Source organism: Altererythrobacter xiamenensis, from assembly GCF_900177715.1.
GTDB lineage: Bacteria > Pseudomonadota > Alphaproteobacteria > Sphingomonadales > Sphingomonadaceae > Erythrobacter > Erythrobacter xiamenensis.
Map to the genome: position 1 here is coordinate 755102 of NZ_FXWG01000002.1, position 23712 is coordinate 778813.

20 protein-coding genes are annotated in these 23712 nt (G+C 59.3%); 5 read left to right on the plus strand and 15 right to left on the minus strand.

Going from position 1 to position 23712, the window contains the following annotated elements:
- Positions 1–24: 24 nt before the first annotated feature.
- The 3 genes from CCE89_RS09085 (at position 25) to CCE89_RS09095 (ending at position 4483) form a co-directional block, all read left to right on the plus strand.
- The gene (locus CCE89_RS09085; protein WP_086437698.1) at positions 25–2322 is read left to right on the plus strand and encodes a TonB-dependent receptor; all 2298 of its coding nucleotides are present in this window, start codon (positions 25–27) and stop codon (positions 2320–2322) included.
- 17 nt (positions 2323–2339) lie between these two features.
- Entirely contained in the window at positions 2340–3242 is a 903-nt protein-coding gene (locus tag CCE89_RS09090; protein ID WP_086437699.1) for an MBL fold metallo-hydrolase, read from the plus strand.
- A 137-nt stretch (positions 3243–3379) separates the two neighbouring features.
- Positions 3380–4483: a cytochrome P450 gene (locus CCE89_RS09095; protein ID WP_234990017.1), complete on the plus strand. Its 1104-nt coding sequence runs from the start codon at positions 3380–3382 to the stop codon at positions 4481–4483.
- Positions 4484–4538: 55 nt separating this feature from the next.
- Here CCE89_RS09095 and CCE89_RS09100 read toward each other — a convergent pair whose 3' ends face one another.
- The 4 genes from CCE89_RS09100 to CCE89_RS09115 all read right to left on the minus strand — a co-directional run bounded on the left by CCE89_RS09100 (position 4539) and on the right by CCE89_RS09115 (position 10222).
- Positions 4539–5426, minus strand: a complete 888-nt coding sequence (locus CCE89_RS09100) for an NADPH:quinone oxidoreductase family protein (RefSeq protein WP_086437700.1) — start codon at positions 5424–5426, stop codon at positions 4539–4541.
- 9 nt (positions 5427–5435) lie between these two features.
- Positions 5436–7394, minus strand: a complete 1959-nt coding sequence (locus tag CCE89_RS09105; protein ID WP_086437701.1) for a flavin-containing monooxygenase — start codon at positions 7392–7394, stop codon at positions 5436–5438.
- A gap of 64 nt (positions 7395–7458) precedes the next feature.
- On the minus strand, positions 7459–9084 hold the full coding sequence (locus CCE89_RS09110; protein WP_086437702.1) for an AMP-binding protein: 1626 nt from the start codon (positions 9082–9084) through the stop codon (positions 7459–7461).
- A 13-nt stretch (positions 9085–9097) separates the two neighbouring features.
- Positions 9098–10222: an iron-containing alcohol dehydrogenase gene (locus CCE89_RS09115; RefSeq protein ID WP_234990018.1), complete on the minus strand. Its 1125-nt coding sequence runs from the start codon at positions 10220–10222 to the stop codon at positions 9098–9100.
- Positions 10223–10387: 165 nt separating this feature from the next.
- On the opposite strand from CCE89_RS09115, the gene CCE89_RS09120 reads away from it, so the two are divergent.
- The gene (locus tag CCE89_RS09120; protein ID WP_234990019.1) at positions 10388–11530 is read left to right on the plus strand and encodes a CaiB/BaiF CoA transferase family protein; all 1143 of its coding nucleotides are present in this window, start codon (positions 10388–10390) and stop codon (positions 11528–11530) included.
- A 94-nt stretch (positions 11531–11624) separates the two neighbouring features.
- On the opposite strand, the gene CCE89_RS09125 is transcribed toward CCE89_RS09120, so the two are convergent.
- The 11 genes from CCE89_RS09125 to CCE89_RS09175 all read right to left on the minus strand — a co-directional run bounded on the left by CCE89_RS09125 (position 11625) and on the right by CCE89_RS09175 (position 19837).
- Complete coding sequence (locus CCE89_RS09125) at positions 11625–12053, minus strand: DUF5681 domain-containing protein (protein WP_086437704.1); 429 nt, start codon at positions 12051–12053, stop codon at positions 11625–11627.
- A gap of 27 nt (positions 12054–12080) precedes the next feature.
- Positions 12081–12827 carry a DNA-methyltransferase gene (locus CCE89_RS09130; protein ID WP_159456631.1) on the minus strand — a complete coding sequence of 249 codons (747 nt, stop codon included), beginning with the start codon at positions 12825–12827 and terminating at the stop codon, positions 12081–12083.
- The gene (locus CCE89_RS09135; RefSeq protein ID WP_086437706.1) at positions 12824–13366 is read right to left on the minus strand and encodes a ParB N-terminal domain-containing protein; all 543 of its coding nucleotides are present in this window, start codon (positions 13364–13366) and stop codon (positions 12824–12826) included. The genes CCE89_RS09130 and CCE89_RS09135 overlap by 4 nt, the downstream gene beginning before the upstream one ends.
- Positions 13367–13930: 564 nt before the next feature.
- Positions 13931–14326, minus strand: a complete 396-nt coding sequence (locus tag CCE89_RS09140; RefSeq protein ID WP_086438057.1) for a DUF302 domain-containing protein — start codon at positions 14324–14326, stop codon at positions 13931–13933.
- A gap of 70 nt (positions 14327–14396) precedes the next feature.
- Positions 14397–14876: a DUF6692 family protein gene (locus CCE89_RS09145; RefSeq protein ID WP_086437707.1), complete on the minus strand. Its 480-nt coding sequence runs from the start codon at positions 14874–14876 to the stop codon at positions 14397–14399.
- Positions 14873–15394 carry a DUF305 domain-containing protein gene (locus CCE89_RS09150; protein WP_234990020.1) on the minus strand — a complete coding sequence of 174 codons (522 nt, stop codon included), beginning with the start codon at positions 15392–15394 and terminating at the stop codon, positions 14873–14875. The genes CCE89_RS09145 and CCE89_RS09150 overlap by 4 nt, the downstream gene beginning before the upstream one ends.
- A complete protein-coding gene (locus tag CCE89_RS09155; RefSeq protein WP_234990021.1) occupies positions 15375–15668 on the minus strand; it encodes a potassium channel family protein in 294 nt (97 codons plus the stop codon). The genes CCE89_RS09150 and CCE89_RS09155 overlap by 20 nt, the downstream gene beginning before the upstream one ends.
- Positions 15669–15849: 181 nt before the next feature.
- The gene (locus CCE89_RS09160) at positions 15850–16080 is read right to left on the minus strand and encodes a hypothetical protein (RefSeq protein ID WP_086437709.1); all 231 of its coding nucleotides are present in this window, start codon (positions 16078–16080) and stop codon (positions 15850–15852) included.
- Positions 16081–16344: 264 nt separating this feature from the next.
- Positions 16345–18453 carry a TonB-dependent receptor gene (locus CCE89_RS09165; protein WP_086437710.1) on the minus strand — a complete coding sequence of 703 codons (2109 nt, stop codon included), beginning with the start codon at positions 18451–18453 and terminating at the stop codon, positions 16345–16347.
- Positions 18454–18482: 29 nt separating this feature from the next.
- On the minus strand, positions 18483–18683 hold the full coding sequence (locus CCE89_RS09170; protein WP_086437711.1) for a hypothetical protein: 201 nt from the start codon (positions 18681–18683) through the stop codon (positions 18483–18485).
- Positions 18680–19837, minus strand: a complete 1158-nt coding sequence (locus CCE89_RS09175) for a PepSY-associated TM helix domain-containing protein (RefSeq protein WP_086437712.1) — start codon at positions 19835–19837, stop codon at positions 18680–18682. Before CCE89_RS09175 ends, CCE89_RS09170 begins: the two co-directional genes overlap by 4 nt.
- A gap of 317 nt (positions 19838–20154) precedes the next feature.
- Between CCE89_RS09175 and CCE89_RS09180 the strand changes: the two genes are divergently transcribed.
- On the plus strand, positions 20155–23676 hold the full coding sequence (locus tag CCE89_RS09180; RefSeq protein ID WP_086437713.1) for an autotransporter domain-containing protein: 3522 nt from the start codon (positions 20155–20157) through the stop codon (positions 23674–23676).
- Positions 23677–23712 lie beyond the last annotated feature (36 nt).

Sequence of the window (23712 nt, forward strand, 5' to 3'; positions counted from 1 at the left end):
GGCCGGGTATGAAGGGGAGAGATTATGAAACTTAAGAGCACTAGGCGCGTGCTGCTTTCAGCTACCGCGATCGCATCCATTCAGTGCGCCAGTCAGGCCAGTGCGCAAGTGGCCGAAGAGCCCACGGCGCCGGCTGCCGCTGAGGAAGAGCGAAATCCAGTCATCATAGTCACGGCGACAAAGTCCAATCAGTCTCTTGAGGATACCGCAGCAGCGATCTCAGTGCTCAATGCGGACGCTATTGGGCCGGGGGGGATCGAGAACGCGGGCGATCTGTCGGCGGCCGTTCCCAATGTTTCGGTTGGTGATCAGTTCGGGGTGAACCGCACTTTCATCCGTGGGATTGGTCTGACGAGCATTGATTTGGGCGCCGACGGCGCAGTCGCATTTCTGCAAAATGGCGCGATCAACAGCCGCCCTGCAGCACAGCTAAGCGGTTTCTACGATATTGAGCAGATCGAAGTTCTGCGCGGGCCCCAAGGAACGACCTATGGGCGAGGGGCTACAGCAGGCGTCATCAACATCGTCACCGCACGGCCCACTCCTTATTTCGAGGGATATGCCAGGGCTACCTATGGCAATTACGACGCTCTGACCCTTGAAGGGGCGGTTGGCGGGCCGATCGCCGGCGAAACGCTCGCCTTTCGCGTGGCCGGCAAGTACGAACAGCGCGACGGCTACGGCGAAAACCTCTTCACTGGAAATCCCGTTGACGACCGCGACGCCTACGCTTTCCGCGGGTCACTGCAGGCGAACCTAACGCCTGATCTCGAGCTCCTTGTGGTGGCGGATCACTTCAGGGAAGACGACTTCAACTACGCCTTTCACTATTTCGGCCCCACAGTCGTGCCGGAAGCTTTCCTTCCTGGGCCACTCCTCGGCGGCGATACCATTTTCGATTACTACGCCGACCGCGGCGAGCCGGTAGATACGCGCAACATTTATTCCGACGAGGATGCGATCAATGATCGCAAGGGTTCGAGCATCCAGGCAATTGCGACGCTGGACAAGGGCAATTTCACGCTGACCTCTACCACGGCCTACCGCAAGTTCGAGCGCTTCAATCGAGACGACCTCGATGTCACCGATATCAATGCGTTCGGTCAGAACAACTACACCGAAGACAGCGAATCCTTCAGCCAGGAGGTCACCTTTACGGCCGACCTTGGCGGTTTCGATCTGCTTGGCGGAGCAATGTATTTCGAGGAGGATCTCTTCGGTGAAGTCCGCGTGCCGACGGTCAATCTAGCCCAGTATTTCAACGTCCTTCTTGGTACCAATCTCCCGCCAGACCTGTTCGACCAAGGCAACTACCTGCAACGCGGAACGGTTAAAACAGAAGCTGTCGGAGCATATCTGGAAGGATCGCTTGAACTTGTTCCTGACCTGACCTTCACAGCCGGGGCCCGATACAACTGGGAAAAGCGCTCGGGGACCGGCCGTTTTACCTTCGAAGCGCAAGGCCTGGACATCCCGACCGACAAGACTGGAGACTGGGATTCGATCACGCCGAAGTTTGTTCTCGAATACCAGACTCCGGGCGGAACGCTGCTGTACGGAAAGGTAACAAAAGGCTTTAAATCAGGTGTGGTGAATATCGGTAGCGTCAACGACGTTATCGAGCCCGAGAACGTGTGGAGTTACGAGGTTGGCCTGCGTGGCGAAACGGGGGACGGTACCTTCGGATACAGCGCTGCAGCTTTCTACTATGACTACACCAACCTGCAGGTTGGCTTTGTCAACGAGAACAGTATCGTCGAAACCATAAACGCTGCGTCGGCTCGCAATTACGGACTCGAGTTGGAAGCGACGCTCCGACCAGCGCGCAATACCACGTTCCGTATTTTCGGGACCTACCTCAATGCCAAGTACACCGACTTCTGCAACGGCTACTATGCAGCTGGCGATCCCACACGCAGGCAGTTTCCAGCCTGCCCCGATAACCCTGCGCTATCTGACCTCTCTGGCAATCGGTTGGCCAATGCGCCGGAGTTCACCGTGGCGATCTTCGCTGATCAGACCATCGATCTAGGCGATACCGGATCGATCGATCTTTCCGCGGACATGAGCTTTCAGGACGAGGTCTTCTTTACCGAGTTCAACAATCGGGATGCTCGTCAGGAAGCCTTTGCCCTGGTTAATGCAAGCATCACCTACCATTCGCCCAATGAACGGTACTCGGTGGCCCTTTGGGGCAAAAACTTGTTCGACAAATATGCGCTTGCGAACACGATCATCACCGCGCCACTCTATGGGTTCGTTTCGGTTGGGTCGCTGAGGCCGCCCCGGACCTACGGTGTCACGCTTGGAGTGGACTTCTAAGACGGGAAGGACGCGCCATGACGAAAGAAGCGTTTCGCATCGGATCGTTCAATGTCTACCGGATAGAAGAGTGGCAGGGCGGTTTCAGCCCGCCCGAAGATCTCTTCGCGGAATTCGAGCCTGACGCCTTTTCACAAAGAGCGTCAGGCTTTGTGCCAGACTTCATGCGTGACGGGATGCTCTACGCCTACCTTCAGAGTTGGCTGATCGACACCGGGCAAGAGCGTATCCTGGTCGATACCGGTGCAGGTAATGCAAAGGAGCGTCCGGGCATCCCGGTCTTTGGCAATCTCGACGGCGATTTTCTTGAGAAGCTGGGCGAGGCAGGCTTTGCCCCGGACGATATCGACAAGGTCTTCTGCACTCACCTGCACATAGACCACGTTGGCTGGAACACTCGTCTGGTCCGCGATCGTTGGGAAGCTACATTCCCCAACGCCACCTATTTCCTGCCCCGACTCGACGAAGAGGCCTGGAATCCGCAGAAACACCAATTCTCATCCATGAACGGAGCGGTGGTCAATTCGAATGTTTTTGAGGACAGCGTAGCCCCGATCATTGAAGCAGGACTCGCCGAGCTGGTGAATGACGGAGCTTCGATCGCCGAGGGGATGACCGCTCACTATTCTCCGGGCCACACACCGGGTCACATGGTCCTTGAAGTAACCGATGGCGGACAGACGGCACTGTTTACCGGCGACATCCTTCATCATCCCATCCAGGTCTATCGACCCGATTGGAACAGCGTTTACTGCGAAAGCCGCCCCCAGGCCGCCAGTACCAGGCGCCGTATCCTCGAACAGGCCGCAAGCACCGGCGCAAGGATCGTCCCGGCGCACTTCGGGGCGCCCCACTACGTCTTCGTCGAGCGTACGAGCGAGGGATTCCGTCCCGTATTTCCAGACCAGGTATCGGAGTAAAGCCAATGGCCAGCAATTCCGCCAAAGTAGCTTCCTTTGCCCCCGACGCGCCGGGGATGAGCCAGGATCCCTATCCCGTTTTTGCCGAACTGCGGGAACATGACCCGATACATCGATCGGACCTGGGATATTGGGTAGTGAGTCGGCATGAGGATGTTCGCTCGGTATTGATGGATCGGGAAGGTTTCGGACAGGGCGATTTCGTTGAAAATATCCGGCTGTTCTATGGACCCGAGTTCGACGTACTTGGACAGCGGTCATACAAATGGCTTTCCGAAGTCTTCTTGATGCAGGACCCTCCGCATCACACGCGGGTCCGCGGTCTGGTCACCGGCGCGCTGAATGCGCGGCGGGTACGAGCGATGGAACCGCGCATCCGCGAGATTACCGACAGCCTGATCGACGCAATGCTCGAGCGGGGTGCGGGCGAGGTCATTGCTGACTTCGCTTACCAGCTTCCCGTGCGTGTCATGTGTGACATGCTTGGCATCGATGCCGAGGACCCACGCCTGCCTGCCGTCATGGCAGCCATCGCACAAAGTTTTATTGTGTTTGAGGCACGAGCGCTTAGCGAGCACGAGCTCGCCACCGCCAACGAACAGATCAAAGTATTGCAGGACTTTTTCGAAGAGCTCTTTGCCGAGCGCATGCGCGAACCGCGCGACGACCTCGCCACAGCGCTCGTTCAGTCGGGTGGGCAGGAGGACTCGCTGTCGCATGACGAGCTTGTTACCGTCGCCATCGGACTTTTCGGGGCAGGCTTCGAAACGACGGCTCACATGATTGGCAACGCCCTGCTGTCCTTCGCCCGTTATCCCGAGCAGTGGGCTGCGCTGGTCGCGGAGCCGGATAAGCTTGCAGCGGGGACGGTGGACGAAACCCTGCGCTATGAAAGTTCTTTAATCGCCACCTACCGCACGGCGCTTCGCGAAACGAACATACGCGGGGAGACGATCGATCGCGGTGCCAAGGTTCTGACGCTGATCGGGGCGGGTAACCGTGATCCTCGGGTGTTCGATGATCCGAACAGCTTCGACATCTCTCGTGATGCGAAAAAGCATCTCAGCTTTGGCGGCGGCATCCACTTCTGCGCGGGTGCGGAACTCGCGCGACTCGAAGGCCGGATCGCATTCGAGCAGCTTGCCCGCCGACTGCCAACCTTGAAAGCAGACGCGAGCAATCCGCAATGGCGCGAAGGTTTCCTCTTTCGCGGACTTTCTGCCCTGCCGGTCAGCTGGTAAGCGGCACCCTCCGTTTAGGGTCTGACGACGACCTTCCCGATCCGGTTCTTGTCGGTCACATAAGCGATCGCCGAAGCCGCATCGTCGAGAGCCGCAGCACTATCGACAGGACTTGGCGCACTCGCACGGGATCTGTCTCCCAGAGATAGCGCGCGTCGACGCCCACCAGCTCTCCCGATTTCAACAAAGGGAGGTTCGCCGGTAGGCTCGGAATACTATCTCTGGACGCGAAGCCGACAACAAGATGGCGACCACGCTTTGCAAGCGAGCGGAAGCATGGCTCGAACAACCCACCGCCCACCGGGTCGAAAACCATATCGACGCCTGATGGATGTGCGCGCTTGAGCTCTTCGCGCCAGTTCTCGTTGCGATAATCGATCACAAGCGATGCCCCTGCGCGGGAAACCATCTCCCGCTTCTCATCGCTTGAAGCCAGGCCAATGACACTCACTGACGCGGCACTGGCAAGTCGGACCGCTGCAGCGCCCACGCCGCCTGATGCACCGGTGACCAAGACCAGTTGCCCCGGTTTGAGGCCGCCGCGATCGAACAATCCGTAATAGGCGGTCAGATAATCAAGCAGCAGGGAGGCGGCCGCGGCAGGTTCGAGATCTGCCGGTACCGGCACTGCATGATCCTGGCGAACTATCGTCATCTCGGCCAGCCCGCCCCCGAATTGCCAGGCCGCAATCCGCTGGCCGGGCACGAAGCCCAAAACGCCTGGGCCGACGGCTTCGACCGTACCAACAACCTCACCGCCCGGCACAAAGGGCGTCGGCGGCTTTATCTGATACAACCCGCGCATGACGAGCTGATCGACGAACCCTAACGCCGTCGCTTCGACCGATATCAGCAGTTCGCCTTCGCCTGGGGTTGGAGTATCGAAGTGTTGAAGCGCGAACGCTTCGAGATTGCCGAGTTCGTGACCGCAATATGCTCGCATCGCGAAAGCTCAGCTCGCTTGAGCTTGATTGTCGATGACTTCCTGATCCTGTTCGAACTTCAGGTCGTTCACATCCGGCTTGCGTGTCATTCGCCAGAAAGCGTCGTTGCGCCAAGGAGTGATGGCTACCACTCTGCCCTTCGAATTGCGATACCAGTTCTCCGTTCCCGGGTGGGTCCAGACCAGCTTATCGTGTGCCTCGTCAATCTTGCGCAGATAATCCTCGTAGACCTTATCGCGTACTTCCACCGTTTGTGCGCCCCGGTCGCTGGCCGAAAGAATTACCTCACCAGCGAAATGCATCTGGTTTTCAATATTGCGAATCATGCTGCCGCCGTGGCCCGATCCGACATTCGGTCCTAGAAGGATGAAGAAATTGGGGAAACCTGGTACCAGCGTCCCCAGATACGCAGCAGCGTCATCTTCGCCCCATTTCTCGCGCAGGACCTCCCCACCGCGACCGATGATGTCATAGGAGCCTAGGACATTGGTCGTTTGAAATCCTGTTGCCAGAATGATGACATCAGCCTCTACGGTCTCTCCCGAGGAGGAATAGAGCGTGCTTCCTTCGATTCGAGCCAAATGCTCGGGGATGAGTTTGACATTCGGCTTCTTGATCGTGCGATACCAGCCGTTGTCGAGCAGCATCCGTTTCGCGAAAGGCGGATAGTCAGGCAACACGTGCTCGATCAGATCGGGTCTATCCTCCAGCTCTTCGTGCACGTAGCGCGTGAAGGCCCGGCGATGGCCATCGTTGATCTTGTTTACCGCGCGCTCCGGATGTTCCCATTGCGGATCCCGGAACAGTGTGCCGTGCACCCTGTCGTTGAAGGTCCAAGACAGGCGCTGTTCGAGCCAGGCACGGTACAGCGGCACCACCTGCATGAGATAGCGCACGCCGTCTGGGATTGTCTTTCTGAACTGCGGGAAAGGCGCTGCCCATTGCTTCGATCGTGCGAAGAGGGTCAGACTCTCGACCTCGTCGGCAATGGCCGGCGCTACCTGCATACCCGAGGCGCCGTTGCCGATCACGGCGACGCGCTTCCCGGCAAGGTCGACATCACTCGGCCAGCGACTGGTGTGATAAACTTCTCCCGCGAAGCGATCGAGACCCTCTATCTTGGGGTATTTGGGAATATTGAGAATGCCCACCGCGCTGAAGAGATAGTCTGCGCTGTGAGTCTCGCGCTTGCCGTCCGCTGCGGTGACCGTGACGTCCCACTTCTCGCTGGTATCATTCCAGCGCGCCTCTTCCACATGCGTGTTGAACCGCGCGCTTTCGTAAAGGCCGAACTCCCGCGCTGTATCGAGCAGATAATTCTCGATTTCATCACGCAACGGAAAATACATCGACCAGTCGTTTGGCCGACAGGAAAAGGTGTATGTGAGCGACGGGGTGTCGACGCCACAGCCTGGATAGCGATTTTCAAACCAGGTGCCGCCGAAATCCTCGTTCTTCTCAAATAGCGTGTAAGGGATTCCAAGATTGCTGAGTTCGATACCTGCACAAATCCCAGAGACACCACCACCGATGACAATGGCGGTCTTGCCCGCGCCCTCGATACTGTCCAGGCCCGATGCGTTATCGTACTCCATTCCGGCTGCGATGATATCCCCATATTCCTCGGGAACGTCCTCGGTCATCGCAACACTCAGCATCTGCGCGAGCTCGGCGTTACCGGGACGGGGAACCCCCAGTGGTGCACCGCCCAGCCACCGCTCGATCGCCTTGGCTGCAGCTGCACGGATCTCTTCCTGCACATCGTCGGGCAACTGCCCGCTGTCGTTGTCGTCGAGGCCCGGCGAACGCTTCGGGGCATACGGTTCCTCAAGCCAGCGCCGTTGACCGGTCATCTGGTAGAGAACCATCAACAGTGCCGGGATGTTCGCCTTGGCAATTCCCTGCTTGAGGAGATTGCGATCAATTTCGTCCGCGCGGACCGGTCGGTCGGAGAAGGGCTGGCTCATTGAAACGGTTTTCCCGGTATCTTGGGGTGGTCTGCGGTGACTACCAGTTGAATGAATGTGAGCTTCATGAACTGAAGCTCTCTCTACGAACGCGCAGGCCCGCAGCCTCACGATCCCATGTATCCGGGGTAATTCCCTCGCTACGCAGTTCTGCCTTCATCACCTTTGCTGAAGGCGTTTTGGGCAACTCCTCGAGAATTCTCACGTAACGAGGGACCATGAAATAGGGCATGGTCTCGATAAGAAACTCCGCGAGGTTGTGCGGATCGATCGACTTTCCGGGTACTGGCGCCACGACAACCATGACCTCGTCTTCGGAGTACTCGCTTGGGACAGCGATGGCCGCAGCTTCGCGGACAGCGGGATGGCGGCAGACGTCGGCTTCTACTTCAAAAGACGAGATGTTTTCCCCGCGCCGCCGGATCGCATCCTTTACCCGGTCGACAAAATAGAAGTATCCATCCTCGTCCTTGCGGAATGCATCGCCGGTATGAAACCAGCCGTTACGCCAGGCTTCGGCAGTTGCCTCAGGATTGGCATTGTAGCCGCTGTTCATTGCCCAGGGTCTGTCCGTACGCACCAGCATCTCGCCGATCTCCCCGACCGGCACCTCGCAATCATTTGTATCCACCAAGCGGACTTCCACGCCGTCCCGCACGGTTCCGCAGGTCCCGATCTTGATCGGATTTGCCTCCGACACGATCGGGGAAGAGATCTCGGTCATGTTGAAAATTGTGTAGATGTCGACGCCGAAGCGTTCCGTGAATGCAGGCGCATCGCCGGTTAAAGGAACCATGAAGGCCTTCTTCACCGTATGATCCCGGTCTCCAGGTCCTGGTTCAGCCTTGAGGAGGAAGGTCGCCATTACGCCGAGCAGAAAGACTACGGTTGACTGGGTAGCCTTCGCGACAGACCAGAATTCATCAGTCGAGAAATTGTCGATCATTGCCACTGATGCACCGCGCGCCAGCATGACGAACGGAGGACCCATGCCACCGATATGGAAGATTGGAGCAACGCACATGTACCTGTCGTCCTCGCCCACCATCGGCCAGGATTCCGGACCGGCATTGGAGAACATGTGCAGATAGGAGGACAGCACCCCCTTCGACGGGCCAGTCGTACCCGACGTGTAGATAATTGATTGAATGTCCCAGGGCTCGATCGGTCGATCGAGAGGAAGCGGATCGTTCTCATCGCCGCATAGCGAATCAAAACGGGTGACCGGCAATGGCGCGAAATCCGCCTCCCCATTCGTCGTGACGACCAACTGCTCCACCTTCGCCAGATCGATTTCCGACAAGCGTGGCAGCAGGTCCGGATGCACCAGCAGAAAACGCGCTCCCGAATTCGCAATCACGTGCTGCAGAAGGCTGCCCCGGTATGCAGTATTGAAGGGAACGAAAACCGCACCAATGTAATTGATAGCGTAGAAAGCGAGCAGAGCGTCTGGCCCGTTTGGCAACCACACGGCTACATGCTCACCCTGGCGAACTCCGAGCTCGCGGAACCCTGCAGCCTTGGCCCGGACTTTCTTCTGCAGTTCAGCGAATGTCCATTCATCGCCATCGGCAAAAACCACATGCGCCTTTTCCGGCCGCTCAGCTGCCCATCTGTCGACTAGATAGCGCAGCACGCATGCATCGCGGTTTGGAATACGCGGATCGCTGAAATCTTCCTCTTTGGCCACGTCGATCCCTCCCTCAAGCTGCCAGACGCAGTATTTCCATGATGTCGTCCGCCGTCTTGACAGGCCTAGGATTGGTTCGTCCCCAGATGTCGAGAAGGGTATATTCGGAAACCTGCTGGAAGCGGCTCTCATCGACCCCGACCTCACTGAGGGTGCGCGGCATTCCAAGATTCCGGATGAATGCATCGAGTGCCTCTGCCGCGGTCGGGTGGGTGCTGCCGAGAACGGATAGTGTTCGATTTTGCCTACTGTCGTCGTACTCAGCGTTCCACTGCAACACGTAAGGCGCCATCACGCAGGAGCAGTAGCCGTGCGGCACGTTACAGGTTCCGCCTAGGATATGGCCTATCGCATGGCTGGCGCCCATCGGCACTCCACCAATGATGCTGATCATGGATTGCCAAGCGCCGACCTGGCATTTGAGACGACCTTCGAGGTCGTCAGGGTCAGCCTTCACTCGGGGAAGACCTTCTACCAGTAGCTTCAGCGCGCTTTCTGCAAGCCCATCGGCAAAATCGTTCGATTTATCGGAAGAAAGCGTCTCGACGGCATGGTCGACCGACCGCACGCCAGTAGAGAGCCATAGCCATTCAGGAGTGTGCACGGTGATCGCAGGATCGAGAACCACCATGACCGGAGCCATGTTGCGATGCTCGTATCCCTGCTTGTGCTGCGTTTCCTCGTCGGTAGCTCCCGAAAGTGCATTGAATTCGCCGCCAGATAACGTGGTCGGCACACATATTACGGGAATATCCGGTCCGACCGTGATCGGATTGATGACCTCACCGTCGCCGGTGACGTATGTACGGAGAGGCTCGAAATCCTCGACCGTGCGAACGTCGTGTTTGATGAGCAGACTGACGATCTTGGCTGCATCGGTTGCCGACCCCCCGCCAATCGATACGATCATATCGGCGCCCGCTTCACGCGCAGCATTGGCCGCCTTGAGCACATCGGCCCGCGGCGCGTGCGGCGCAATGCCACTGAAAGTCGCAGTGTGTCGCTTGCCGAGCGTGTTTTCGATCCTGGAGATCTCGTCAGTCTTCTCCCTGAGGGTGCTGGATGCGAGGAGAAAGACCTTGTTGCATCCCATGGCTTCAGCCTGGTCCAGCAGTGCCTCGCCGGCGGGCCGGCCCATTGTAACCCGCTCCGTCCGCGTAAAACGCAGTTCACTAGGTGTAACGGTTCCCATTCTAGCATCCTCTCAGTTGTGCCCATGTCCGCCTTCAGGCGGATCGTGTTTTCGATAGTGACATCCGAACCGTCTACTGGCTAGTATATTTTTTAACTTGCGGGAATAATTTTGGAGAAAGACATGGCTGCTGGCCACGCCGACACAAATAGCAACGAGGCGCGGCGGCAGATGCCGCTGGAAGGCGTCAAGGTGCTGGAGTTCACAGGCCTCGGGCCTACGCCGTTCGGTGCAATGATGCTCTGCGACCTCGGGGCCAGCGGTATCCGGATCGAGCGGGCCGGAGCGACAAATCCGCTTGGAGGGGATCCAAAGTTCGATTTTCTTTTCCGGGGGAGGCCGTCGCTCGAACTGGATATCAAGTCGCACGAAGGCGTGGAGACAATTCTTGAACTCGTGCAAAAAGCGGACGTCCTGATTGAGGGATATCGGCCTGGCACGATGGAGCGACTTGGTCTGGGCCCGGACCGGCTCTGCGAGCTCAACGAACGGCTGGTCTACACTCGGATGAGCGGGTGGGGCCAGGAAGGTCCGCTAAGCCAGAAGGCCGGTCATGACATAAACTATCTTGCATTGAGTGGCGGACTTCACCCTATCGGGCCTTTCGATGGTGCGCCGACGCCGCCTCTGAACCTCGTCGGCAATTTCGGGGGTGGCGGGATGTTAATGGTGGTTGGAGTACTGGCCGCACTGCAAGAGAGGCAACGCTCCGGCAGGGGGCAAGTCCTTGATGTCGCCATGATCGACGGGATCAGTGTTCTTTTGACGCAACTGTCCGGTTGGATGCAGATGGGCCAATGGAATTCTGGGCGTGGAGGCAACCTGTTGGACGGCAGCGCCTACTTCTATCGCTGCTATGAAACTGCCGACGGACGCCATATTGCGGTGGGAGCGCTCGAGAAGCAGTTCCACGACGCCTTCCTCACCGGCCTTGGTTTCGATCCATTGGACTTTGACGACTACCTCAACCCCGAGCACTGGGCTTCGCGCGCTGAGTTGCTGGGACCCGTGATCAAGACAAAGACCATGACCGAGTGGGAAGTTGCCTTCGCCGGATTGGACGCATGCGTCACACCCGTTCTAACCTTGGAAGAGGCGTCTCGAAGCGAGACCAACCGAACGCGCGGTTCCATTATCGCGACGGACTTGTCCTTCCAACCACGACCCGCGCCGCGTTTCAGCTCTTCAAGTTTGAGATATCCCCACGAAACGGTGACTGCTTCTCCAGCAGACGGTTGGCCTCCCCATTGGTGATAACTGCTTACTTAATTGGGTCGTAGGTCGGTGTATCTTTTCGAGCTCATCGGCGGCCCATTTGAGGATGGTTTGCCTGGGCCACCGCTCTCGGTCATGAATTTCCATTATCGGGATCGAGTGCCTCATTGAGGGCTGCAACCATCAAACGGTCTTCCTCACTGATCCAACTGCCTGAGTCTGCGTTCTGCTGCGTATCACGTATCCGGGTCGCCAAAGCATCAAAGACGCCTAGTTCCATCAGCTTTTCAAGCAGCTGGATCTTTTCCCTCGGGGTCGCATTGAGGAGGTCGCGGACCAATGTCTTGGCCAGCGCGCTCACTAACGGCATCTTCAGTGTCTTCCCGCCGACTGTCGGACTGACCGGCTCAAGAAGCTCCTCGACAAGGCAGTCGATCAGTGGCTTTGCATTTGCAGCCATTTTTGCGCTCCCCTTCTTGCCCGAAGGGTTGCCGCTCTCCCCGGGCTTCCACTGGTGTTCCTTGGGGGGATTCCCGTATCCCACCTTGTATTTCTTTGCCATCTGAACCCCCTGATCGCTGACTTGACCTCAGGCAGCGTTCGCCACGTCGTCTTTCGCGAGTCTTTTCTCGGCCATCTCGGAGAAGCTGAGGCCCGTTTCGGCATGCATTGCGGGTCTGCCGATCAGCTCTTCCCATCGCCGGACCGCCACATCGACATAGGCAGGATCGAGCTCGATCCCGCGAGCCACGCGACCGCATTGCTCGGCCGCGATGATCGTGGTTCCCGATCCCATGAACGGATCAAGGACGATCCCTCCGCGATTACTTACATCGAGCAGGGCATCGCGCACCATCTCGACCGGCTTGGGCGTCGGATGGTTTGCGAGGGCCTTTGAGGCTGATGATCCCTTGCGGTTGGCACCGGGGTAACTCCAGACATTTGTCCGGTCCCGGCCATGCTTTCCCAGTTCGATATTGTTCACCGCGCATTTCTTGCCCTTGCAGAAGATCACGATGAACTCGTGGGCAGAACGCCAGGGTGATCCCATTCCGCCCGATCCCTTGTTCCAGACAGCCGTATTGATGTGCCGAAGGCCGGCGCGTCGACCCGACTTCATGATGACGTCGGCAGAGCGCCAGTCGATACAGGAATAGAAGACCCCGCCGTCAATTAGATTGGCAGCCCCGAGCTCATGGAACCTGTCGCAGAAGTCGACGAACTCTTCCTTTGGCATTTCGCCGGCACCCATCTTGAAGTCCTGGTGCTTGACCTTGCCGAGACCACTGACAAAGCCTGCGATGGGAATATTCCATGGACAGTCGGTGAAGATCACATCGGTGACTTCACCATCCAGGAGCAGTTTGTAGGATTTCGGATCCGTCGCGTCCCCACAGTGGAGCCGTGATCGCCAATGAGCCAGGTATCACTCGAAACGGAAACCGGCTCGACAGGCAGATCGGGAATTTCCTCTCCTTCGGCTTCGCTACATTCCTCATCTTTAGGCGACATGATGATGTCGAGTTCCGGCAGGCTGAACCCGGTTGTCTCGAGCTCGAACCCGAGCTCATCCAGCTCGATCAGGAGAGGGCCCAGAGCATCAAGGTCCCAGTCGCCGGTCTCACCGAGCCTGTTCAAGGTAACATGGAGCAAGGCCCGCTCGTCCTCGTCGAGGTGGTCGATTACTGCGCACCATGCTTCGCTCGCACCAAGCGATCTCAAGGCCTGAACAACGATATGCCCGTTTATGATTTCGCCCGAGTGGTCGGTCAGGATCGGCGCAGCCTGTTTGTGCCTTCTTATGCTTCGCGCAACACGCTCAACCTGATCCTTCTCCGACTTGCGGACGCGCTTTCTCCTGCCGAGGACAGCCATGTCGCGAGCGGCGATGCCCTATTAAGGACTCGTCGTTTCAAGCTCGCAAGCACTTTTTTTGTAAATCTTCCGGAGACCGAAAATTCCTTGGTAGTTCGCCAACTTCGGTGCAACTTCCATGTCATTTAGCTGCTGGGCCTGAAAAATTTCCCTGCTCCGGGAGCCTGAATTCCCTGCTGCCAAGACTAGGGAACTGCCCCAGGTAATGCTGCAAATTCAGCAGCCTATTTTACGTTAAGCGAGCCAGAAGAGAGCGAAAATTGCGGAATTCCCTGCAAATTTCCCTGAAAGCAGGGAATTCCTGGTTGAGACTGGTCCGCTCGCATCTGCGTCGCGCACCACTACTTCCAAAAGCAAAAATCGAGACTTGCTGCGGAATGCCCGTTCGGCTGGACCGGCAGCTGGGTTCCAGGTGGGTGATCTTTTCCAGGGGAAAAGGGCAATTCCCACTCTGGCCCCACTCAATCCGAGTGTTGTCTGAATTCGGGTCGGTTGCAGACTGACAGCCGTTGGGAGATCGGGACTGCGAAGGGGCCATTTCCTCGCCGAAAGTTCCAAAAGCGCTCAGGCGCCTTTGAGTGCCTCGATTGCAGCCCGGAGCTTGTCCCGCACACGCTCGGCTGCCTCTTTCAGCTTGGCGTTGTCGATCGAGGCCATCGAAGCCACCGGGTCGATGGCAGCCACTTCGGTGGAACCCGATGGCAGCTGTTGCACGATGACATTGCAGGGCAGCATCGTGCCTACCTTGTCTTCGAGTTGCAGGGCTTCATAAGCCAGTTGCGGATTGCAGGCTCCGAGGATGCGATAGGGTCGGAAATCGGCGCCGATCTTTTCCTTCAGAGTATTCGCCATGTCGATTTCGTTGATAATGCCAAATCCCTGATCGCCCAGAGCGTTTCGCGTCTTCTCGAGAGCCTCTTCCAACGGCGCCTCGATGGTCGTTGAATAATAATAGTTCATGTCGTCTGTCCTCATGTGCTTCAACTCGCAGATCTTCTGCAGCCGTCGCGGCTGCAAAAGTATCGCTCCACTATGCAGGGCAGTAGCGGAATCCATGATAGCCGAGCTCGTCCGGCGCGCCTGGCGGAATGACGAGCATTTCCATTCCTTGCAGGCCCGCGTCGCCTTCATAGTCCAGCATCCTGAGATTCACGCGCAAGCCCCCGCTTTCGAAATGGCCGGGGCCGGTCGCCTGCAAGGGAATGAGCTTGCCGTTGAGCTTAATCGTGGCACTTTCCCCGTCGGTGTAGGCAAGGGCGGGATAGGAGACCTCGGTCAGCCGGAACACGCATCCGCCGCCGGCGCCGATCGCCTTCATGTCGGCATCCGACATCGTTTCGGGTTTCACGATCGCCGTCGACACATTTGCAAGCGCCGCATCCGCACTCATTATGGGCGAGGCCTTTGCGGGCGGATCGAGCTGCGCTTCGCGATCATTGCCGATGGCGGTGTTCTGGTTGCAGGCGGCGAGGCCGAGGCAAGCGATTATCGAAAAGGTCGTGGTCTTCATTGTTCCATCTCCTGCGGCAAGCGGCGGGTCGAGCGCACGCCGTTTTCCTCGATGTCGGCGATCAGGTAGCGCATCTGCGCGATCTCGCGGCGCTGGGCGAGGATGATGTCATGGGCGAGCTTGCGCACGCGCGGGTCCTCGATCTGCGCTCTCTCGCTGGTCATGATGGCGATGGAGTGGTGCGGGATCATGGCTTGCATGTATTCGACGCCCGTCACGGTCGTCTGGCTACGCACGAGCCAGAGGCCTCCGGCGAACACTACGGCGGCGACTCCTAGAATGATGAAGTTCTTCGTGGAGTTTTTATACATGCCCCACATGAAAAGAAGCATGACGACCATCATGGCCGCCCCCATCACGAAGGCCATCCAGAATCGCGTCTCGCTCCAGAAAACGTGATCGATGGTGAATGTATTGAGATACATCAGCCCGAACATCACGGCGGTGCTCGTCCCGATCATCGCCATGAATTTCCAGTAGGGGCCGTCCCCCTCCTGCTTATGAGCGCTCTTGGCCATCGCTATCCTCCTTCTGCTTGATTGCCTCGTAAACGAATTGCGCGGTGCAGCTGATGATCACGAAGCCTGTGAGGGACTCGATTCCCGTGATCGCGCGCAGGTGGCCAGTGGGGTAGACATCGCCCAGGCCGAGTGTGGTGATGTTGATCAGCGAGAAGTAGAAGTAGTCCATCCAGTCTCCCATGATCTCTTTCTTGAAGCCGCCGAGGCCGGCTTGTGCCGCGGCGTAGAAACCTCCTGCGAAAAGAGCTGCGATCAGGAGATGGCTGAGCAAGACCAGCAAAGAGGCTCCCGATACACGCAACGACAGGTGCCATGGGGAGTGCATGAGCTTCCTGCACTGCGACAGGAGGTAGAGATGGACCCAGACCGCCATCAAAGACAGCGCAGCTCCGAATGCCAAAGCAGTTGCGATTCCAGCCTTCTCCTTTCTCTTCACCCGACACCGAAACGGATCAGGCGCCCTCTTGTTTCCGATTGGATAGATAGATCCATTCCGCAGCGAAGACGGCCGAGATGCCGATGGCCGCGTAAAGCACCACCATCGGGTCGCTTTGAACTTTGACGGAGGCGAATGCCGTCAGCACGATGGCGTCCGCCGCCAGAGCCGCCAGCAGCACTGTGCCCGTGGCGCCGATTTCCTGGCGCAGGTGGCGATAGACCCCCCAATGAACGAGCATGTCCATGACGAGGCAAAACAGGGAAAACAGGCAAGAGACGCATTCGCTCCAGGCTGCATAGCGCTACCTGTTTTATCTGGGACTGTCGGCGGGTGATCGTAGCTTCAAAACTCGCGCAAGCCAGACCTCATCCAGACCTGGCCGCCAGAACGCCGCGGATATCGGTGCGAGTTCGCCCCCCTCCGAGGTCGCTGCCTTCGGGTATGTCGACCTTCGGGAGGAAGGCGGACCGGCAGCTGACGTGCTGATGTTGCCGGCCCACTCGTCAGATCAGAATGCGATCGATGCCGATGCTTTCACCGTACGTGGTGCGCCCTGAAGCACGGCGGGCGCGAAAACATCGAAGGCCGAAGCCCAGTATGCTTCGTCAAACACATTGTCGACCGTCAGGCGAAGCGTGACGGGCTTGTGTCCTGCCGCAAACACGTAGCGCGCGCCGAGGTCCACCACGGTCCAGCTGTCCAGCGTGAGCGCTCCGGCGCTATCGGCTGCCTGTTCTCCGGTGTGGGTCACGCGACCAGTCAGCGTGGCGCCGGGCAGGAAGGGGAGGTCCCATTCGGCATTGGCATTGAAGGTGAAGTCGGGCACGCCGATAACTTCGAGGCCATTATCGAACTCCGCATCGTTAACCGCTAGGCCGGTGATGAGGCGCAGCCCCGGTGCGACTTCGCCGTTCAGCGTAAGCTCGATGCCTTCGTGCTGTGCCTCTCCGACATAGCTGAAGACCTGTTGCCCGCCCTCGGTGGTCACGCCTTCGCCGGGGCGTTCGATGCGGTAAAGCGCGAGCGACGCGAACACCGGTCCGAGCGCCAGCTTGCCGCCGATCTCATATTGCTCCGACACGCGCGGAGCCAGAACGGCGCCCGAGTTTGAAAGCGCAGGATCGACCGGTGCGGTCGGCCCCTGTTGCAGGGCCTCAATGTAGTTGGCGTAGAGTGACAATCCGTCGCTCGGCTTGACCACCAGGCCAGCGACCGGGGTCCAGCGGTTCTCGTTATAGCTTGTCGTCAGCGCGCCGCCGAAATAGCTGAAGCCGTCGACGGCGATTTCCTGATAGCGCACGCCGCCGGTCAGCATGACGCGGTCGCCTGCGAACCCGATCGTGTCGGAAACGAAAAAGCTGGTCAGCTCTCGCTTGGTGATGGGGAAGGGGTCGTCGAGATCCCCGCCCACGAACGCAGTCGCCTGCGGAGCGACCTGCGCAGGATCGTAGAGATTGGTGTCGAAGGGATTGAAGAAGTCGTAGGCCGTGCGGTCTTCTTGCCAGATTGCATTGCCCCCCACATTGATCTCGTGCGTTATGGAACCAAGGTTGAACCCGGCGCGCAATCCGGCCTCGACGGACTGGTTGGACTGTTCATAGGGAATGAAGGAGTGGAAGCCGCTCGTCCCGTCGCCCGTCGCCGCATCGGTTACGGTAATCCCGCCGTAAATGCCTTCCTCGTCCCCATCGCGCACACCCGCCCGGGCGTAGAGGAGCGCATCGGGTCCGAGATCATATTCGAGCGATAGCGTGCCGAAGATGTCGCGCAGTTCGGTATAGGTGTAATCCTGCGCGTAGTTGGCATCGGCTTCCGGAACGTCGGGGATGAAACCGGCGAGCGTCACTTTCGGGCGCAAGGAATCGACGCGCACTTCCTGATAGGCCATGTCGAGCACCGCGCGGAACGGGCCGCTATCATAATCGAATGCGGCACCGAGCACCTGCGTCCGCCGATCCTCACGATCGACCGAGACCTCGCCATCGCGGTAGGCGCCGTTCACGCGCAGTCCGAACTGGCCGGCAGAGCCGAAGCGCCGCGAGACGTCGAAGCTGCCGCCGACATGCTCTTCGCCCACGAAATTTGCCGTGACGCGCGCGACATCCTGGGCACCGGCGCGCTTCAACTGCAGGTTCACGCTCCCGCCCAGCCCCGAACCGCCGGGGGCCGCACCATTCAGGAAGGCTGTCGCGCCATTGAGTACCTGCACCTCGTCGAACAATTCCGGCGCGATCAGCTGGCGCGGGGCGATGCCGTAAAGGCCATTCACGCCGACATCGTCGCCGAACAGCGCGAAACCGCGAATGACGAACTGCTCGGCCGCATTGCCGAAGCCATAGGTCGTCCGCACGGTCGGATCGTTGTCCAGCACGTCGCCGATAGTCAGCGGCTGCTGGTTGTAGATCAGCGTCTCGTCGAAACTGCGGATGGAGAAGGGCAGGTCTTCGGCAGGCTTGTCGCCAAGGACACCGGCGTCGCCGCCATTGACGATCTCGGTCGCATTGTCGCGTTGCGCCGTTACCACGATGGTGTTCTCTTCGGTCTCCTGTGCGGCGGCAGGGCCTGCCAAGGCGGCGGCGATCACGAAGGCGGGGAGGGCGGTCTGACGGTAACGCATCGGGGTTCCTTGGATTTGAGGAAGAATACTCAGCCGCGCCGCGAAAATGCGATCACGGCCAGGATGATGGGGATGGAGAGCAGCGCCCAGGAAAGCGCATCGGGCAGACCGTCACCGGTCAGGCCGAGGACGAGCCCGGCAATACTGGCGAGCAGCAGCAAGGCCGGAATAGCCATCACACGTGCGAGACTGGCGCGTGGACGGCGAGCGACGGGCTTCGGCGGCCTCATGCCGGGACACCTCTGGCCGCGCCGCTGGCGATTTCGTCGATGCGCCTTTCGATCCTGGCGGGCGAGCGACGCGCCCAGAGCAGGATGCCGGTCCAGAGCACCCAGATCGTCGCAAGGGTCAGTGCAGCCCAGATCAGCTTGAGCGGAAGTCCGCCGTAATCGCCGAAGTGCAGCGGCTTCGACATCATCAGCGCCTGGTTGATCGCAGGCATGGCCCGCGCATCGGTCAGCTCCGCGCTACGCGCATCGATCAGCGCCGGCGTCAGCAGGTGCTGGGTAAGCGGACGGTCGCCCTGGAAGAAGACGGCGTAGTGATGCCCGGTACTCCAGTCGCCGCCGGGGAAGCCGATGAATTGCGGCGATCGGCCCGGCAGGGCGGATTGCGCCGCGGTCATCGCCGCATCGAGTGATCCGTAGCTGGCAGGATCGAGAGGCTCTTCGCCTGCATACTGCGCCGTCATTTCAGCCAGCTCGCCACTGCGCCAGTTGTCGACCAGGGGGTCGGCAAAAGCATTGATGACGCCGGTCGCCCCGACGACAAGCATCCAGCCGAAAGCGACAATCCCAAGCAAGTTGTGTCGATCGAGATTCTTCACGCGGTCGCTGCGGCCCTTGCGCAAGGTGCCGAAGGGCAGGCGTCGCATGAAGGGCGCGTACAGCACCACGCCGGAGATGAGCGCGACTACGAACAGCCCGCCCATGACGCCGAGAAACAGCATTCCGGGCAGGCCGAGGAAAAGGTCCGTGTGCAGCTGGAGGATGAACTCCATGAAACCGCCCGACGGCGCTGGGCCGAGGACTTCCCCGGTGGACCTGTCGAGAAAAAGCAGGGTCATCTCCGACCCGTCGGCATCCGGGGTCGGGCCGGTGGTGACGGTCAGCAGCGGGCTCTCCTGACTGAACGCCACGAACAGGGGCACCTCGCCGGGACGCTCGGCAAGGGCGCGATCGAGCATCTCGTCGAGCGGCCTGCCGCGTTCCGCCGAAGGTCCGCCGTCGAGGATCGCATCGTAATCCTCGCCGACCATTGCATCGATTTCATCGTGGAAGATCAGCGGCAGCCCGGTGATGCAGAGCATGAGCAGAAACACCGTCGGGATGAGACTGCTCCACTTGTGAACGAGAAACCAGGTCTTGATGGTCGAACGTTTCACAAAAGCTCCAGAAGGCAGGTTGACCGAGGTGACGAGTCGTCGGTCGCGTGACCGCCGCCTAGGATCACTGGCGACTATCGTCAATGATAATCATTCGCATTAGCAGATTTGAGAATCAGGCCAATGTGGCTTCGGACACGCCTTGCCTTTGTCCGATCTGTCTGGAGGCCTTCCAGCGATGCGGGCTGCAGGCGTTTGCTATCGCGCCTTTGCAATTAGGGAGTAAGCACAAGTAACTAAAATAAAAAATCTAGACCAATAGAGTAATTCCTGTAGCTTCCCTTCTTGAGGCAAATCGACTCGACAAGGGGGCTTGAATGAGAAAGTGGAGTATTCTGAACGGCGTGGGTGTCTTTGCGATGGCCACGGCTCTTGGCGCTACGCCAGCTTTGGCATCGACTGACGAGGGTTCCGACGTAGCAGGTGAGGAACGCCCCGCCGAAGAGCTCAACGATATTTCGCCTCCATCTATGATGTCCGGTTCCGGCAGCCTTGTCGGCGCGATCGCACCGATAAATACGTTTGCCGGCTTCGACGTGACGGGTTTCGAAGCACGGTTCGATAGTCCGACCGACTTTGCGATACCGCGCCTCGCCTACGAAACGATAGCGACAGGATCCTACGCGGAACCACGGATCATCGCGCGCGACGACGTGGGATCGGGCGGCATAGTCGATGTCGACAACACGCAGCCTTCGGTTGTCCAGATATTCAGTCAGCGCAATTCGGATGGCGCGATTTTCTTCAACTGCACAGGCAGCGTGATCAACCCGCGCACGATTCTGACCGCGGCGCACTGCCTCACCGCGAGCACGACGCGCTCCTCGGAAGCCTATGGTTTGCCGGAAACGGGCGCAGAGCGAACGATGCTGATTTCGAGCGGTGTCGATAGCTCGGTGCGGTTCTTCGAATATCTCGGTACCGGGGCGAATTATGCAGAAGGCGGCGTCGCCTCAAGCACGGACGTGGTCATTCACGCATCGGCAAATGTCGGCAATGGTGCTCTGCCCTTCCCATGGGCCGATATCGCGCTGATCGCGGTCGATACCCCGATCACCGACGTTCCCCCTCTGCCCCTGCTGCTGACCCCGCTGACGGAACTGACGCATGTGGTCCAGGTCGGCTACGGCACGTTTGGGACCGCCAATGGCATTCAGGGCGGCGGAGCAGAAGGCATCGGCTTCTTGCGCCGCGTTGGCGAGAACATGCTCGGCGCACTCGCTTCTTCTGCAGATCTCGTGGATTCGGTGATTCCGGCGCTGGCACCTTCTGCGGCCACGCTGGGTTTCGAGTCACAGCCTTACTACTTCACCGATTTCGACAATCCCAACCGCACACAGGAAGAGATTGACGGTTGCGTGTTCACTGCCGGTGGGGTCAGCTGCGCAAATCTCGCCGCGGTTCGTGCGATCGACTATTTCGCGGACGACGCGCTTCCCAACGAAGTCGCAACCGCGGGTGGCGACAGCGGATCGCCCCTGATCGTCGACCAGTTGTTCGATTTCTCGCTCGCCATCGGCGTGCTCTCCGGAGGGTTCGATTTTTTCGGCGTTCCCGAAGGTTATGGTGACATCAGCTTCTACAATCCCCTTTATCCCTTCTTCGAGTTCATCACCGAAAACACGGCCTATAAGTATGTCTCCGCAAACGAAGGTGACGGCCTGTGGTCCGACCCGACCCATTGGACGCAGGATCTCGACCCCGGATTTTTCATCCAGCTGGAGGATGGGACGCTGGTCAACGGCGTGCCTACCGGACCGGAACCGGGTGTCTACGAAACCGGGCCGGCGCTCGGGACGATCGTCGGCATCGATATTTCCGAATACCCCGACATCCTCACCGCCGGGCTTCCTCCGCAGGGCACGCCCAATTTCGGTGAGAACACGCCCGACAGCTCGGTCCTGCTCGGCCCGGGCTCGACCGGTTTCGTCCCGCAGAATACCGACGGTACGCCCGGCACTGCTTTCGCCAATCCGGCACAGTATTTCGAAGTTCACCTGAGCCGCGCCGGCACGACCTCGGTCGACATGAATGTCGAGATCGACAAGCTGGTGATCGACAATCGCGATGCCGAGTTCGACCTGCCGCAAACCTGGAGCTTCTCGAGCCTCATCGGTGTCGAACAGTTCAATGGTACGGCGAACATAGACGGGACGCTCAGCACTCCTCTCTATACGCTGGCTGGCGGCCAGATCACCGGGGATGGCGGAACGATAGACACGATGGCGCTCTTCAATGTTTCCGGCTTGCTCAATGCAGGCGGAACATTCAGCGCCGGTACTCTGAACATCGACGGCGACTACATCCAGACAAGCGGCGGGGCTTTGCTCTCCAATTACGCGCTGGGAAGCCGCCGTGACCTGATTGCGGATTCCTACAATATTTCCGGGACCGCCATACTCGACGGGCTTCTGATCGTGACCGCCGATCGTCGCCGGGTGCGCTTTGGCGATCAGTACACCGCGCTTACTGCGGGAGCGATTGACGGCGACTTCAGCGAGTTCGCTTTCCTCACATTCTCGCCGATCCTGACTGCCGAGCACCGGATCGTCGGCAATGATGTGATCGTGGAGTTCGGTGCGAAAAGCATCAAGGACCTGCTTGGGCCAAGTTCATCGCTTGAATCGCTGGGCGGCGCTCTCGACACGTTGCGAGCAAGCAATTTCAACGCGTTCGCGGACATGTTCCTGATCGTCGACAATGCGACCTACGACACCCTGGGCAGCACCTTGTTGTCGCTCGCTCCGATGAGCGCCTTCAACCAGACGTTCACGGCCAACAGCTTCGCCCAGCGCTTTACCGGGCAGATCTCGCAGCGCACGCTTGCGCTCCGCGGTGGTTCGCGCGCTCTGGGCAATTTCAGCGCCTCGGGCAGCGCCAGCTATGCCATTGCGGGCGCTCCTCCCAGCGAGGTGGGCAAGCTCGGCATGTTCGGGAGCGCTTCCGGCATGTACCGCAATGCCTCCCAGCAGTCGGGACTCCTGGGCTCGGGCGGCTTCGATACGCTCGGGATGAACGTGGCGAGTGCAGGCACGCCTCTGGGTGCCAATGCATTCGAGCAGGCTTCGCTCACCCAGGCGGGCGAACTGACCGTGGGTGCAGACATGCGTGTGTCGGAAAGCTTCAGCTTCGGCATCGCGGTCTCGAACATCCGCAATAGTCAGCAATCGTCCCATATGCTCCAGCCGCAGGCCGACCAGAGCCGGTCCGTGGCGCTTTATGTGACTTACGAGGACCGGGGGCTGTTCGCAGATGGCTACGCCGGCACGTCCGAACAGCGGCTTGGTGCAGACCGCCTGTCCTCGGGCGACTTCCAGCCGTATTACGACAATGCGGTCGGCCAGTCGCAAGGGCAGCAGACCTTCGGCGGGCTACGGTTCGGATATGCCGTCGATCTCGCCAAGGGGATCGAAGCCGGCCCCGTCGTGAGCATGGACTACGTTCGTAGCGATATCGAAGGCTACCGCGAGCTGGGGGCCGGCCGGTTCGGTCTGGTCATTGCGGATCGCACCTACACTTCGCTCGGCGCGAAAGTCGGAGCGATGGCGAGCGTCGATATCGTCAGCAGTGAGAAGAGCGCAATCCGCGCGTTTGGCTCGGTCGCCTATGCTCGCGAACTGGGCGATACCCAAGATACGGTCAGCGCGCATTTCTTCGGTGCGCCCGATGTGCCGTTCTCCATCGCCAATTCGCTCGACCCGCAGTGGGTGAGCGTGAATGCGGGTGCCGAAATGGCAGTGGGTCACAATCTCACGGCATCACTGTCGATCACCAGCGACATGGGCCGCGGCCTCCTGTCGAACGATCAGGGTCAGGTGACCCTGGGCTGGCGGTTCTAGGTACGGCACCGGCCAGCACTGGACAAGGCGCCGGGC